Here is a 16,192-nt window from a genome sequence, read left to right as displayed (position 1 = left end):
TTAACTTAAATGTGACAGGTAACATTGATTATAATTAAAATGATTTAAAAAAAAATGAATTTAGATCACATATTTAAGAAATATTATAAAAATCGGCTTTGATAAGGGGATATTTATTTTCTATCAGAAAATATACTAATAATGCTGGAGGACTTTAAGAATATAGCTTTAGGAATGTAGCATTAACGAGTTCAAGACATAAAAAAAGGGCAATCATGCCCTTTATAAAATTTAAGATTGCTATTTTTTATAAGCATCATTATGTACACCAACTGCTGCACGGCCTGACGGATCATTTAGATTTTTAAATGATTCATCCCATTCAATTGCTTTTGCAGTTGAACAAGCAACGGTAGGACCACCTGGTACACAGTGTGCTGCACTTTCAACAGGGAATAATTCGTCAAAAATCTCACGATACATATACGCTTCTTTTGATGTTGGCGTATTGTATGGGAAACGGAATTTTGCATTTTCTAGCTGTTGATCCGTAATTTTGCTTTCAGCAATTTCTTTTAAGGTATCGATCCAACTGTAGCCTACACCGTCAGAGAATTGTTCTTTTTGACGCCATACCACTGAAGCTGGTAAGTAAGATTCAAATGCTTCACGAACAATGTGTTTTTCCATTTTACCGTTACTACCACACATTTTATCTTTCGGATTAATACGCATTGCCACATCTAAGAATTTTTTATCCAAGAAAGGTACACGCGCTTCAACGCCCCATGCAGCCATTGCTTTATTAGCACGTGCACAATCGTACATGTGTAACGCAGCTAATTTTCGGACAGTTTCTTCATGGAACTCTTTGGCATTTGGCGCTTTGTGGAAATAGAGGTAACCACCAAACACTTCATCAGCACCTTCACCTGATAGGACCATTTTGATGCCCATTGCTTTAATTTTTCTTGCCATTAAATACATTGGGGTTGAGGCACGAATCGTTGTTACATCATACGTTTCGATAAAATAAATAACATCACGGATTGCATCAATACCTTCTTGAATGGTGAAGTTAATTTCGTGGTGAACAGTACCTAGATGATCAGCAACTGCTTGTGCAGCCTTAAGATCTGGGGCACCTTTTAAACCAACCGCGAACGAGTGCAATTGTGGCCACCATGCTTCTGATTTTTCATGATCTTCAACGCGACGAGCAGAAAACTTTTTAGTAATTGCTGAAATAACAGAAGAATCAAGTCCACCAGATAATAAAACGCCATAAGGAACATCTGACATAAGATGACTTTTTACAGACTCTTCTAGTGCAACACGAAGTTCATTGATATCTGTCTTATTATCTTTGACGTTATCATATTCCATCCAATCACGTTTGTAATAGGTTTTAATTTCACCTTCTGTACTTGATAAGTAACTTCCAGGAGGAAAAGCCTCAATCGTTTTACAAACCGGAACCAATGCTTTCATTTCAGACGCAACGTAAAACGTGCCGTTTTCATCATGTCCCATATACATCGGAATGATACCGATATGATCACGACCAATAAAATAGGTGCCTTTATTAATATCATAAAGAATAAACGCAAACATGCCTTGTAAGTCATCAAGACAGTGTATACCTTTTTCTTGATATAAAGCTAAGATGACTTCACAGTCAGAGCCTGTTTGGAATTCATAACGATCTTTGTACTGATTTCGGAGTTCTTGATGATTATAAATTTCGCCATTAACCGCTAAAACTAATGTTTTATCTTTATTATAAAGCGGTTGAGATCCAGTATTAACATCTACAATTGATAGACGTTCATGAGCTAAAATCGCTTTATCAGAAGCAAAAATACCAGACCAATCAGGGCCACGATGACGTTGCAGGCTTGATAGCTCTAATGCTTTTGTTCGTAGCTGTTCCGGATCTGATTTAATATCAAGAATACCTAAAATCGAACACATTGAATTTCTCCATTTAAAATCGCTATAGCGATACTATTTACTAATAAAATTTATTTTAAATATTATTGCAAGCAAATCACAAAAATAACAGGATACACATTATTGATTAACAATTAAAGTACAATATCGTTATACTTTTCCTATAATAAAGATTGCTTTTATTTTTTTATCCACTGCCCTTGCTGTTTGATGTATTGACCAGCAGGCGTTTTTTCTTGAGCTTTACTTCCTGCTTTGTTTTGAACTTCAACTAGTGGCACGTTACTTTCAGCTGATACTTTTTGGTACTCTTGTTTACGAGCCTGATTAATTAATTGGGCAATTTCGCTTGCATTACCTTCATTTTTTACAACGCCTAAATAACCATCGGTTTGTTCTCCAACTAAACCATTTGCTTTTGCTTGAGGTAGTGAATTAATCGCTTGATCTAAATTTAAAGCAAAAACTGGCATAGCTAATAAGATTGATAATAATGCTACTATCGCTTTTTTATTCATAACAGACTCCTTATTAAATACATCATATTAAGATGAATTAAATATGTAAAAACGGTTGAAATTTTAATGTTTTGCTATAAAAGTCGTGTTTATGCACTCATTAATATTAATATAAACCTGATTTATTAATAATATTATCTAGCGCTTTGTCCACTTTGATATTAATTTCGTGATCAATCTTAACGTTCAAATTGATATTAATTGGCTCATTTGGTGCTTGCACTTTAACCGTTGGCGTACAACCCATTAGTACAGCACTACACACTATAATTGTAATAATAGTTTTAATCATAGAATAACCTCTTATCTATCAAGATTTCCTTTTTAAATACGCTTCAATACGTTTACGAATAGGTTCGTTAATTTGATCGGAAAGTTGTAAACTTATTAATAGTTTTGCAATATTCTCTTCAAGATTTATATTCAAATTCACCGATTTACCATTTTCAACATCACGGTTATTACCTTGAATATTTAGTCCTAATTTAGCAATTTCATTTTGATAACTCACCATACCCGACAACTTAGTATAATGAAAATTTTTAATTATATCAGTGAGAATTTTCATATTCGGGTTAGCTTGGGCATAATTTTTCAGTGCCGTATTTTCAAACTGTAAATATCCTTCATTAACCGTAACTAACTGGCCGTTTTTTATGACGACTTCATTAAAAGCTGTCCCTTTTTTACTGGACGGTAATAATGTTATTGGCAAAGTGCCATCAATTGCCCCATCTCCAGCTAAACCATCAGCAGGATATTTAGCCAAGATATCTTTCAATTGTATCTTTTTTAGCCTTAAATTAAATTGTTGGGGTAATTTAGCTAAATTCAATTGTCCCTGATCAAGAAAAACTGAGCCAGAAAAAATAGCGGCTTGCGCTTTCGTCCATTTCACTAACCCTTTACTCGGTGCATTTAGCGATGCTGAATAACTACCTGCTAATCTAATCTTCTCGAAATTAACACCAATATTAACTTGTTCAATAGTTAATGCGGGCGTTGAAATAGTAAATTGATTGTTATTAAATGAAATGTCGATGTTGCCAACTGCGGATTTAAATTCACTCGCTTTAAATATGCCATCAAATTTATTAATTGTTAATGTTGATTTTGCATTAATTTGTTTCGATTCAAGCGAAATAGGTATTGTTACTTCAAAGGTCAGCTTTCCTACTAATGGTTTAACAATTAAGTCATCTGAAAATTTCGCTTTTTCAATATTAAATAAAGCGTTGTCTGAACTCTTTAAAATAACTTTATCGCTAGTTAAAACCCCAGTAAATGGTAAAGTCAGATTACCTTTTTCTATTCCAAATTGATTCAAGGAAGTCGTCAAGACCCCCTCTTTGATTTCGAAGCAAGAATTTAACTGATCAAACGAAAGGTTAGCAGTTAATGTGTGTTGATTATTACTTGATAGATTAAGTTGTATTGTATTTTGCTCTTTAGTGGCCTGAACCTTCAGGTTAACTAACTCTTTTTTCTGTTGATAAAATGTTAAAGAGTCGACATTGATATTATTTGGAAGCCAATAAATGATAGTCGATACAGTGGAAGAATTAGGAGAAGATTGATTGAGCTCTTGTGTATCTGTCACCTTTGGCAAGCCTGATTTATCAGTTGAATCGGACCAGTAAATATCAATACTTTTTGCCGTAAAGGTTGACAACGATAGTTTGACATTGCTCGCTTTTAACGATAATTGTGGCTGTTGTGAAATAGTTAGTTCATCAAAAGATAATCCGCCGAGGCCGATATCAATACCTTGCCAATCTATAGAAAGATTATGTTCATCCTTGAATGATAACCAATATCGCCAACCATATAAGCTTAATATCACTATTATGAGTAATATAAGAGATGGAATCCAATAACGTTTTTTTAAGCGAGCCATAATAAACTCTCAACAAGTGGATCGCCGAATAGTATCGGCGATTATTATGCTTGTTCTCTGTTAGCAATATAAGCCAATGCCTTGTCAATTCTTGCTAATGTACGTTTTTTACCAACAGCATAAACAGTTGCGTCAACAGAAGGCGATTGCCCAATTCCCGTCACTGCAACACGAAGTGGCATACCTACTTTACCCATCCCGACTTCAAGCTCGGTGGCTGTTGCCTCAATAGCATGATGAATTTTATCAATTTGCCAATCAAAATCTGAAATTGCTGCAATTTTAGCTTTGATTACCTCTAAAGGTTCTTTTGCAACAGGTCGTAAATGTTTTTTAGCTGCATCAGCATCAAACTCATCAAAATCTTGATAGCAATAAGTACATGACTCAGCCATTTCTTTCAATGTTTTACAACGTTCACCAAATAGTTTCACTATAGTAATTAAATCAGGACCTTGTGTTAAATCATAACCTTGCTGATTCATATGCCAAACTAAATGCTGTGCAACATAATCAGCATCTAAATGGTTAATATAATGATGATTTAACCAAAGTAATTTTTCAGTATTAAATGCACTGGCAGATTTACTTACTGCATCTAATGAAAAGAAATCAATCATTTCTGGTACAGAAAATATCTCTTGATCGCCATGAGACCAGCCTAGACGAACTAAATAGTTAAGCAAGGCTTCTGGCAGATAACCATCATCACGGTATTGCATCACACTCACTGCACCATGACGTTTAGAGAGTTTTTGTCCATCGTCACCTAAAATCATTGATACATGACCATATTCAGGTAATGGTGCGCCTAGTGCTTTTAAAATATTAATTTGGCGAGGCGTATTATTAATATGATCTTCACCACGAATAACATGGGTAATTTCCATATCCCAATCATCAACAACGACGCAAAAGTTATAAGTTGGAGAACCATCAGTACGGCGTATGATTAAATCATCAAGCTCTTTATTGGCAATTTCAATTGGACCACGTATCAGATCATTGAAAACAACTACGCCATCTACCGGGTTAGCAAAGCGGACAACATGTGGCTCAGTGTGTGAATGCTGTTTTTGTACTTCATCACAACGACAATGACCGTCATATCGGGCTTTTTCACCTTTCGCCATTTGCTCTTCGCGCAATTTTTCTAAGCGCTCTTTTGAGCAATAACAACGATAAGCCGTTTTATTGGCTAACATTTCGTCAATAACTTGATTATAACGATCAAAACGTTTAGTTTGGAAATATGGGCCTTCATCCCATGATAATTTTAACCAATTCATACCTTCCATAATCGCGTCAATCGCTTCTGGTGTTGAACGTTCAAGGTCGGTATCTTCAATACGCAATACAAAGGCGCCATGCGCATGGCGGGTATATAGCCAAGAATAAAGCGCAGTACGTGCACCACCAACATGTAAGTAACCAGTTGGGCTTGGTGCAAAACGGGTTTTAATTTTCATGAAATAATCCTATTAATAAAGAGCCCTAAAATGTCAATTTATCACTTATGCTCTTTTTATTTAACCGCTTTCCATAGATAGGAAAGGCAATTGCAATAAGTTCAATTTAGTTGCTTATTTTAACACGTCAAAAGGTTTCAGCAAGCCGTCAGTAATAGACAAAATTAGCAACTAATTTAAGTAGTTACTCAATATAAAATCGAGTATAAAAATATAAATTATCAAAGCGATTAATGAGCTTCATCCCAATTATTACCAATACCGACATCCACTTTTAATGGTACTGAGAGTTGATAACAATTTTCCATGATAGATTTAATAGATTTACTATATTCACTAACAAGCTCTTCTTTAACCTCAAATACAAGTTCATCGTGTACTTGCATTAACATTCTGATATTACCGTTAGACTGGGTTTTAATCCATTCACTCATTTTGATCATTGCTATTTTGATAATATCAGCTGCTGTACCTTGCATTGGTCCGTTAATTGCCGCACGCTCAGCACCTCGTTTTTCATTAACTCTAGATGAGCTAATTTTTGGTAAATATAATCGTCTTCCTGATAAGGTTTCAACGTAGCCTTGCTCGGATGCTTGTTGACGAATTCTGTCCATATACACTTGTACACCAGGATAACGTTCAAAATAACGATCAATATAGAATTTTGCTTCTTTACGAGGAATATTAATTTGTTTAGATAACCCAAAAGCACTCATGCCATAAATTAATCCGAAATTTACAGCTTTAGCTCTTCTTCGCTCTTCTGCGGTAACTTCTGGCTCTGGTTTACTTAGAATTTCACTCGCTGTCACCCGATGAATGTCTTTATCATGAGCAAAAGCATTTAGCAAACTTTTATCCTGCGATAAATGCGCCATAATACGTAGCTCAATTTGCGAATAATCAGCTGAAATAATTTTATAACCTTTTGGGGCGATAAACGCTTGGCGAATACGGCGACCTTCCTCGGTTCGCACAGGAATATTTTGTAAATTAGGGTCGTTTGATGATAATCGTCCTGTTACAGTACCAATTTGGTTATAATTGGTATGAATTCGGTGATCAATTGGGCTAATCATCAACGGTAGTTTATCGGTATAAGTATTTTTTAATTTGGCTAAACCACGGTAATATAAAATTTTACGAGGTAATACATATGTATTTGCTAATTCATTTAATACTTCTTCACTTGTTGAAGGATCACCTTTAGGCGTTTTTTTGAGTACGGGTAATTGGTGTTTATCAAATAAAATTGCTTGAATTTGTTTTGGTGAACCCGGATTAAATTTTTCACCCGCAAGGAATTGTAACTCTTCTTCAGTATCCTTTAATATTTTGTTAAGTTCTTTTGAATACGCTTTTAATTGTTCAGCATCAACAAGAACCCCAGTTCTTTCCATGTTAGCTAAAATAATTGCTAGTGGCATTTCAATGTCTGAAAATAACTTAGTGAGTTTTTCATTTTTTTCTAGCTGTGGCCATAATTTTTGATGTAATTGAAGAGTAATATCAGCATCTTCTGCTGCATATTGAGTTGTTTTTTCAATATCAATAGTATCAATACTTGATTGCTTTCTACCAACTTTAGTTAATTCATCATAAGTAATTGTTTTATATTTCAAATAGCGTTTTGCCATACTATCCATGTCATGTCGTTGAGTGCTATTTAATACATAGGACTCTAGCATCGTGTCATAAGCAATACCCTGCACTTGGATGCCATAGTTCGCCAATACACTGTAGTCAAATTTGGCATTTTGGACGATTTTTTTGATTTGAGGATTCTCTAATATTGGTTTTAATTTTGCCAATACATCATTAAGCGGTAGCTGTTCTGGAACATCTAGGTATTGATGAGCTAGAGGAATATAAGCAGCTTGATTTGGAGTAACACTTAGCGATATCCCAACAAGCTTAGCATGGAAATGATCGACATTATCCGTTTCCGTATCAAATGCAAAGGCTTCGCAACTAGTTAATGTTGCAATCCATTCATCTAATTGTGTATTGGTTAAAATACATTGATAATCCTTTTCGTGTACTTCAGTCTCTAGCTCTTCTTGGTCAATTGAGGGCAATTCTCCTGCAATTTCGACAGGAATTTGACTTTGCTGATTTAAAAAGTTACCAGTGATTAATTCTTTTTGCCAACGATGGAAATCATAATAAGCAAACAATTCAACTAATTTAGTTGCATCGATATCACCTATAAGTAATTGTTCCGTCGTGAAATCTAATGGAACATCCGTTTTAATTGTCGCCAATAAATAACAAAGGTCAGCTTCTTTTTTATGATCAGCCAATTTACTTTTCAATGATTTAGCACCACGAATAGGCAATTTTTCAATTTCATCCAAATGGCTATAAATATCATTTAAACTTTCAAAATGCGTTAATAAATTTAGTGCCGTTTTTTCACCAATTCCCGGAACACCAGGAATATTATCAGACGTATCACCTCTTAATGCTAAATAATCAATCATTTTTTCTGGCGGCACACCAAATTTTTTCATAACACCTTCTGGATCAAGAATTGTGTTATTCATGGTATTTATTAGAGTGATTTTATCACTGACTAATTGTGCCATATCTTTATCACCAGTACTGATTAGTACCTCTAGATTTTCTTTTTCTGCTTGTCTAGCCAATGTGCCTATCACATCATCAGCCTCTACACCATCTACACAAAGCAGCGGTAATCCCATCGCTTTTAAAATAGTATGAATTGGTTCGATTTGGGGCCGTAAATTTTCAGGCATTTCTTCTCGAGTCGCTTTATACTCGCTATAAAGTTCATTACGGAAAGATCCGCCACTCGCATCAAAAACGACAGCAATATGAGTTGGATCATATTGATTCATTAGACTGCGTATCATATTGACCACACCAAAAATAGCCCCTGTTGGCTCACCTTTGGAATTAGTTAATGGAGGACATGCAAAAAAAGCACGATAAAGATAAGAAGAGCCATCAATTAAAATAATTGGCGTATTATTTGGCATTAATAGTTACCCAAATGTTATTTAATACAATTATTAGTAGTATAACCTAATTAGTAACAATATTCTTGTGAACACCGATAATATAGTGTAAAAATATTCGAGATCGCATCGATCTTTAAGTCAAATTGATTAATTAAAAATACTGTATATCGCTATATCACTATTATATAATACTGATATCTATTTTCGTCTGAGTATCAAATAAATGACAGAATTAAGTCCTGCAGCACTAGAGGTCAAAAAAGCACTAGCAGCTAAAAATCTTGAAACCCCATCATGTCGTTTACCTATGGACAATAGCGAACGGAAAGCAAAAATAGAAGCGCATTTCCGAGAAATCATGAAACTTATGGAACTTGATTTGAGTGATGATAGCCTTGCTGAAACTCCGCATCGCGTTGCAAAAATGTATGTTGATGAGATATTTTCCGGACTTAACTATCATAACTTTCCCAAAATCACCCTGATTGAAAACAAAATGCAGGTTGATGAAATGATTACCGTTCGTGATATTACTTTAACCAGTGTTTGTGAGCACCATTTTGTGACCATTGACGGTAAAGCCACCGTTTCTTATATCCCAAAAGATAAAGTGATTGGTTTATCAAAAATCAATCGGATTGTTGAATTTTTTTCCCAGCGCCCGCAAGTGCAAGAAAGATTAACCCAACAAATTTTGGTGGCACTACAGACGCTATTAGGAACAGTTAATGTTGCTGTTTCAATTGACGCTACACACTATTGCGTTAAAGCTCGAGGTATTAAAGATTCCAATAGTTTAACTACCACGACCGCATTAGGGGGAGGATTTAAAACGAATCCAAGCACCCGACAAGAGTTTTTGCGCGCATTAAATCATTAATAATATAAAGGTATTGAATGAAATATTTATCACTCATGTTTATGATACTGTTTATTACAGCATGTTCTGAACAGGAATCTAATCATAATGATAAATTTATTGGTTTTTGGGTTGAAGGTGGTCCGGATTATAAGCATACGGCATCGATCGCCAATCTTGTTGAAATAAGTAAACAAGGAGACAATTACTTTATCAATGAAAATTACGTTTATGGTAATGGCCAAACCATTGCAATGCGAAAACTCACAAAATCACAAGACTATTTCGACGGACTGGCTTATCCATCAGAAAGAAATTTTGGTTTAGAAAACAAAGTAACTATGGATGATGATACAAAAATCGGTATATTTAATACCCATTTCTTTCGAATTTCAAAAGAAGAAGCAGAGCACATTAAACGCGATGTAAAAGAGTGCGAAGAGATAGAAAAAAACCGATTTTTTATTCCTAATGAGCAACAAGCTGAATATAAAAAACGGGCAAAAGAACTGGCTTATTGTCGGATTTTTTGGTAACAATCTAAATTCAGTGGATTTTTGTGACAGTTGTATGGGAATTGATTATTCATCAAAATCCCAAAATCAAATACAAATCAACTTTATATTACGTGCATCTTTAAGAAAGATTGGTATAATTCACAGCTATTTTAGTTAAAACATCACAATTAATAGCACGCTTTCATGAAGATCATTCGCGGTATTGATAATTTAAACAATCAATTTACTCAATGTGTACTTACATTGGGCAACTTTGATGGCGTGCATTTAGGACACCAACAATTAATTAACCATTTAATAAAACAAAGTAAGAAATTAAACTTACCAACAGTGGTTATGTTATTTGAGCCTCAACCTTTAGAGTTTTTTTGCAAACAAAATGCTCCCGCTAGGTTAACGTCTTTTAAAGAAAAAGTGGAATTAATTAAAAAATTGGGTATCGACTATATTATTGCGGTGCCATTTACCCAAACCTTTGCCAATATGTTAGCACCAGATTTTATTCAAGATTGGTTGATAAACAAATTACAAGCTAAATATATTGTTATTGGTGATGATTTCCGATTTGGTCGTGAGCGTAAAGGTGATATTAATCTTTTACAACAATATACTCATAACAATCAATTTGTAGTTGAGAGTATGCCCACGTTTGTTTGGAATGATTTAAGGATCAGCAGTACGGCTGTTCGTGAGGCGTTATTTAATAGTGATTTTAAATTGGCTCATTGCCTTTTAGGCCGTAATTATGCCATTGAAGGGAAAGTGGTTCATGGCAATGCGTTAGCCAGACAATTAGGATTTCCGACAGCCAATATTCATTTAAATCGAAAAAAACCCGCTTTACAAGGTGTCTATTTTGTAAAAGTCAAAAACTGTTGTAGTAATCAGCATTATCATGGTATTGCCAATATCGGTATAAGACCAACCATTGAAGGCAAAAAGGCTATTTTAGAGGTTAATCTATTTGACTTTTCAGGTGATATTTATGGACAATATTTAGACGTTATATTCGTTCATAAGTTACGCGACGAGAAAAAATTTGATTCGCTAACCGATTTAAAACAACAAATTGCACAAGATGTTTGCACTGCGAAACAGATCAGTGCAAAATTAACCAATTAAAAAGTAGTTTCAACAAAAATTAACTGGAATAAATCAGCATGACAGACTATAAAAACACATTGAATTTACCGGAAACCGGATTCCCTATGCGAGGTGATCTTGCTAAACGTGAACCGGCGATGTTGCAAAATTGGTACGATAAAGAACTTTATCGCAAAATCCGTCAAGGCAAAAAAGGCAAAAAAGCTTTTATTCTGCATGATGGCCCTCCTTATGCAAACGGAAAACTTCATATTGGTCATGCCGTTAATAAAATTATTAAAGACATTATTATCAAATCAAAAGGCTTAAGTGGTTATGACTCCCCATATATTCCAGGATGGGATTGTCATGGTTTGCCGATTGAGCAAAAAGTCGAGGAGCAAGTCGGTAAACCAGGTGTAAAAGTAACACCAGCTGAGTTTCGCCAAATTTGTCGCGATTATGCTGCCTCACAAGTTGAACTACAAAAAGCTGATTTTATTCGCATGGGTGTGCTTGGGGATTGGCAAAATCCATACCGTACAATGGACTATGATACTGAAGCGAATATTATTCGTGCTTTAGGTAGAGTGATTCAAAATGGGCATTTAGTCAAAGGTGCTAAACCAGTTTATTGGTGTACAGATTGTATGTCAGCTTTAGCGGAAGCTGAAGTCGAATATTATGATAAATCATCGCCCGCAATAGATGTAAAATTCAAAGCCGTAGATAACCAAGCTGTTGCAAGTAAATTTGGTGTTAATACCGACCTAACTATTTATGCCGTGATTTGGACGACAACACCTTGGACATTACCTGCCAGCCGAGGTATTGCCTTAAATGCTGAATTTGAGTATCAACTAGTACAAATAAACGATAAAGAATGCTTAATTTTAGCCGCTGATCTGGTCGAATCAGTCATGAAACGTGCCGAAATTTCAGAATGGAAAGTACTTGGCAGCTGTAAAGGTGATGTGCTTGAGCTATTACGCTTTAAACATCCTTTCCTTGAGTTTGATGAACCAATTGTACTTGGTGAACATGTGACAGTTGACGCAGGTACAGGTGCAGTGCACACGGCGCCTGGTCACGGTGTTGAAGACTTTTTAGTTGGTCAAAAATATGGGCTTGAAGTTGCTAACCCAGTTGGTGGCAATGGCTGTTATTTACCTGGAACAGGTGTTGGTTTAGATGGTTTATTTGTTTTCAAAGCCAATAAAGTGGTAGTTGAACTATTAAAAGAACGCAATGCTTTACTACACTTTGAAAATATTGAACATAGCTATCCTTGTTGCTGGCGACATAAAACGCCTGTTATCTACCGCGCAACACCACAATGGTTTATCAGTATGGATAAACAAGGTTTACGTGCTCAATCACTAAAAGAGATCAAACAAGTTCGTTGGATTCCAGATTGGGGACAAGCTCGAATTGAAACTATGGTAGCGAACCGTCCTGATTGGTGTATTTCACGTCAACGCACATGGGGCGTGCCTATGACGCTATTTGTGCATAAAGAAACTGAAGAGTTACATCCAGACACACTACAACTAGTTGAGAAAGTGGCTAAATTGGTTGAACAAAACGGTATTCAAGCATGGTGGGATGCCGATATTAAAGATTTATTAGGTCCTGATGCTGATGATTATCGTAAAGTACCCGATACACTAGATGTATGGTTTGATTCAGGCTCAACATTCTACTCAGTGGTTGGCGTGCGTCCTGAATTTGCAGGGCACGAAGCCGATATGTACTTAGAAGGTTCAGATCAGCATCGTGGTTGGTTTATGTCTTCATTAATGCTATCAACGGCAATTGATAACAAAGCACCGTATAAACAAGTATTAACTCACGGTTTTGTGGTCGATGGACAAGGACGTAAGATGTCTAAATCACTCGGTAACATTGTGACGCCACAAGAAGTGATGAATAAACTTGGGGCAGATATTTTACGTTTGTGGATTGCATCGACTGATTATTCAGGCGAAATGAGTTATTCAGATGAAATCATTAAACGTGCAGCCGATAGCTACCGTCGTATTCGTAATACCGCACGCTTCTTACTGGCTAACTTAAATGGTTTCGATCCAGCTAAAGATATGGTTAAACCAGAAGATATGGTAGTACTTGATCGTTGGGCTGTCAGTATAGCTAAAGAAGCTCAAGAGCAAATCATTCAAGCTTATGAAAACTACGATTTCCATAGAGTCGTACAACGTATTATGCAATTTTGCTCAATCGAAATGGGCTCATTCTATTTAGATATTATCAAAGATCGTCAATATACAGCAAAAAGCGATAGTGTTGCGCGCCATAGTTGTCAAACTGCGTTATATCATATCGCTCAAGCAATGGTTCGTTGGATTGCACCAGTTTTATCATTCACTGCTGATGAAATTTGGCAATATCTACCTGCTTCTGAAAAATCTGAATTTGTATTTGAAGATGAATGGTATACCTTGCTATTTACCTTATCAGATAGTGAAACATTAAACAGTGCTTATTGGGCTCAAATCTTAGCTATTCGAAGTGAAGTCAATAAAGTTTTAGAACAAGGCCGTAATGATAAAGTTATCGGGGGATCACTTGAAGCAGCGGTAACCCTTTATGCTAATAGCGAAATAGCAACGGCACTCGCTAAATTAGAAAACGAATTACGCTTTGTATTACTGACTTCACAAGCGACGGTGAAACCTTTAGAAAATGCACCACAACATGCGGTACAAAGTGATATTCAAGGTCTTAAAATTGAGCTTGCTAAAGCACAAGGCGATAAATGTCCTCGTTGCTGGCATTTTACAGTTGATAACAACCCAACCACTCACTTATGTAAACGTTGTGAACAAAACATTCATGGTAATGGTGAAGTTAGACATTTTGCCTAAGTGATATAAAAATAAATAGGGCTATAAAAATAATTTTATAGCAATTAAGAACACTTACCGCCGACGATTGTCGGCGGTATTATAATAATGAGCATAAATTATATGAAAAAAGATAACGGACTTCACTGGTTATTATTTGCGGTTGTAGTTTTTATTATCGATATCGCAAGTAAATTCTGGATTATAAATAATTTTTACTTATTTGAATCTGTAAATCTTTTACCCTTCTTCTCTATCACCTATGTACATAATATTGGCGCAGCTTTCAGTATTTTTGAAGGTCAACGATGGATACTTGCTGCCGTAGCTTTTGCTGTTAGTGTCGTAATTGTTTATATGTTATATCGCAGTAACCATAAGCAAAAATTAGAAAATTTTTCATTAGCATTAATTTTAGGTGGTGCATTAGGAAACCTATTTGACCGTCTTTATCATGGATTTGTTGTCGACTTTCTAGATGTCAATTTTGGTGATTGGCACTACCCAACTTTTAATATTGCTGATTGTGCGATTTGTTTAGGTATTGGATTTTACATCCTAAGCAATTATGCTAAAAAGACTGACTAATATGCAGATTATACTCGCTAATCCTCGTGGCTTTTGTGCTGGAGTAGATCGAGCTATTACTATCGTTGAACGCGCGCTTGAGCTATTTGGTGCTCCTGTTTATGTTCGCCATGAAGTTGTACATAATCGCTACGTAGTTAACCGTCTTAAAGAACTTGGCGCAATATTTATCGAAGATCTCAATGATGTCCCAGACGACAGTATCCTTATTTTTTCTGCCCATGGCGTATCTAAAACAGTTCGTGATGAGGCCAAACGTCGCCAGCTACGAATATTCGATGCTACATGCCCTTTAGTAACTAAAGTTCATATGGAAGTCGCCAGAGCAAGCTATCGAGGTGAAGAGGTTATTCTTATTGGTCATGCTGGCCATATTGAAGTAGATGGCACGATGGGACAATATAGTAATCCAGCAGGTGGAATCTATTTAGTCGAATCAATTAAAGATGTACAAAACTTGCAAGTAAAAAATGACAATCATCTCTGTTTTACAACACAAACAACCTTATCGGTTGATGATACCGCAGAAATCATTGAAGCGTTAAAAAATCGATTTCCCAATATTCGTAGCCCTCGTAAAAACGATATTTGTTATGCCACCACTAACCGCCAACAAGCAGTTAAGCAGTTATCATCTCAAGCCGATATTGTCTTAGTGGTTGGATCTAAAAATTCATCAAACTCCAGTCGATTAGCAGAGCTTGCAAGACGAAACAGCAAAAATGCCTACTTAATCGACTACGCCTCAGACATCAATCTTAAATGGCTAGAAAATGCTCAAACTATTGGTGTCACCGCTGGCGCTTCTGCCCCAGAAATTTTAGTTAAACAAGTTATTGAGCATCTAAAAAGTTTAGGTTGCACATCAATGATTGAAACCGAAGGTATTTCAGAAAATATTACCTTTGAAATTCCCAAAGAGTTACGTATAGAAGTTAAAACAACTGATTAAGAAGAGTGTGTTAGTTGCTTAAATTTTTGCAATAATTCGTCTTGAGTTTCAACATGCTCTGGATCAGCAATAATCGCATTTTGAATTGGACAGACGCGTTGACAGGTAGAATGATCATAATAACCGACACACTCAGTGCATTTATTTGGATCAATTTCATAAGTATCGAACCCCATTGAAATGGCCTCATTTGGACATTCAGGTTCACACATATCACAATTAATACACTTATCAGTTATTTTTAACGCCATTGCTACAATATCTTTAACGAATAAAAAATTTGCGCCATTATAACGCAATCCTAAATAAATCCTAATACGGATCTACATTTACATTGAGTATTGACAAAACTTTTGCAAAAAATTTTGAGGAACGGGGTTTTTGAAGGTCTAAAATTGCATAAATTTGGAAATTAACGCCTAATGCATATCAAAATAAGTGTACCTAATCAGATTATCCACCTAAATAGTTATTGGAATTTTAGAATTATTTTAGAAACTTATCAGCTTGACGCGAAAATAGTTTTATTAGTAAATTGAACAAAGGAACGGCTCAAAGCTTCAC

General features: G+C 35.5%; 13 protein-coding genes. 6 read left to right on the top strand and 7 right to left on the bottom strand.

The genetic code is table 11. The features are described from left to right. Positions 1 to 240 precede the first annotated feature (240 nt). The 6 genes from asnB to polA form a co-directional block, all read right to left on the bottom strand. Positions 241 to 1,914, bottom strand: a complete 1,674-nt coding sequence (gene asnB, locus J3U27_RS11025; RefSeq protein ID WP_065563818.1) for an asparagine synthase B — start codon at positions 1,912 to 1,914, stop codon at positions 241 to 243. 158 nt (positions 1,915 to 2,072) lie between these two features. Then, the gene (locus tag J3U27_RS11020) at positions 2,073 to 2,411 is read right to left on the bottom strand and encodes a YdbL family protein (protein WP_267337758.1); all 339 of its coding nucleotides are present in this window, start codon (positions 2,409 to 2,411) and stop codon (positions 2,073 to 2,075) included. Positions 2,412 to 2,517: 106 nt separating this feature from the next. After that, positions 2,518 to 2,703, bottom strand: a complete 186-nt coding sequence (locus J3U27_RS11015) for a YnbE family lipoprotein (protein WP_065563820.1) — start codon at positions 2,701 to 2,703, stop codon at positions 2,518 to 2,520. A gap of 18 nt (positions 2,704 to 2,721) precedes the next feature. After that, the gene (locus tag J3U27_RS11010) at positions 2,722 to 4,308 is read right to left on the bottom strand and encodes an intermembrane phospholipid transport protein YdbH family protein (protein WP_267377455.1); all 1,587 of its coding nucleotides are present in this window, start codon (positions 4,306 to 4,308) and stop codon (positions 2,722 to 2,724) included. A 44-nt stretch (positions 4,309 to 4,352) separates the two neighbouring features. Further along, positions 4,353 to 5,777 (bottom strand): glutamate--tRNA ligase, encoded by a 1,425-nt coding sequence (gltX, locus tag J3U27_RS11005; protein WP_267331095.1) that lies wholly within the window; start codon positions 5,775 to 5,777, stop codon positions 4,353 to 4,355. 230 nt (positions 5,778 to 6,007) lie between these two features. Next, entirely contained in the window at positions 6,008 to 8,782 is a 2,775-nt protein-coding gene (polA, locus tag J3U27_RS11000) for a DNA polymerase I (RefSeq protein WP_267377454.1), read from the bottom strand. Between the two features lie 205 nt (positions 8,783 to 8,987). Between polA and folE the strand changes: the two genes are divergently transcribed. The 6 genes from folE (at position 8,988) to ispH (ending at position 15,628) form a co-directional block, all read left to right on the top strand. Beyond that, positions 8,988 to 9,644: a GTP cyclohydrolase I FolE gene (gene folE / locus J3U27_RS10995; RefSeq protein ID WP_267331093.1), complete on the top strand. Its 657-nt coding sequence runs from the start codon at positions 8,988 to 8,990 to the stop codon at positions 9,642 to 9,644. Between the two features lie 35 nt (positions 9,645 to 9,679). Beyond that, positions 9,680 to 10,159 (top strand): hypothetical protein, encoded by a 480-nt coding sequence (locus J3U27_RS10990; protein ID WP_267377453.1) that lies wholly within the window; start codon positions 9,680 to 9,682, stop codon positions 10,157 to 10,159. 165 nt (positions 10,160 to 10,324) lie between these two features. Further along, entirely contained in the window at positions 10,325 to 11,263 is a 939-nt protein-coding gene (gene ribF, locus J3U27_RS10985) for a bifunctional riboflavin kinase/FAD synthetase (protein ID WP_220225364.1), read from the top strand. Between the two features lie 38 nt (positions 11,264 to 11,301). Beyond that, positions 11,302 to 14,109, top strand: coding sequence for an isoleucine--tRNA ligase (gene ileS, locus J3U27_RS10980; RefSeq protein WP_267343016.1), 2,808 nt, complete (start codon positions 11,302 to 11,304; stop codon positions 14,107 to 14,109). Positions 14,110 to 14,211: 102 nt separating this feature from the next. Next, positions 14,212 to 14,676, top strand: coding sequence for a signal peptidase II (gene lspA / locus J3U27_RS10975; protein ID WP_065733549.1), 465 nt, complete (start codon positions 14,212 to 14,214; stop codon positions 14,674 to 14,676). Between the two features lies 1 nt (position 14,677). Then, positions 14,678 to 15,628 (top strand): 4-hydroxy-3-methylbut-2-enyl diphosphate reductase, encoded by a 951-nt coding sequence (gene ispH / locus J3U27_RS10970; RefSeq protein WP_065563829.1) that lies wholly within the window; start codon positions 14,678 to 14,680, stop codon positions 15,626 to 15,628. Here ispH and J3U27_RS10965 read toward each other — a convergent pair. Continuing rightward, the gene (locus J3U27_RS10965; RefSeq protein WP_065563848.1) at positions 15,625 to 15,879 is read right to left on the bottom strand and encodes a YfhL family 4Fe-4S dicluster ferredoxin; all 255 of its coding nucleotides are present in this window, start codon (positions 15,877 to 15,879) and stop codon (positions 15,625 to 15,627) included. The genes ispH and J3U27_RS10965 overlap by 4 nt on opposite strands. Between the last annotated feature and the right edge of the window lie 313 nt (positions 15,880 to 16,192).

The sequence above is a fragment of the Gilliamella sp. B2911 genome (genome assembly GCF_026536965.1).
GTDB lineage: Bacteria > Pseudomonadota > Gammaproteobacteria > Enterobacterales > Orbaceae > Gilliamella > Gilliamella apicola_E.
Note: the sequence above shows the minus strand (reverse complement) of the source record. Positions and strands in the feature narration are given on the sequence as shown.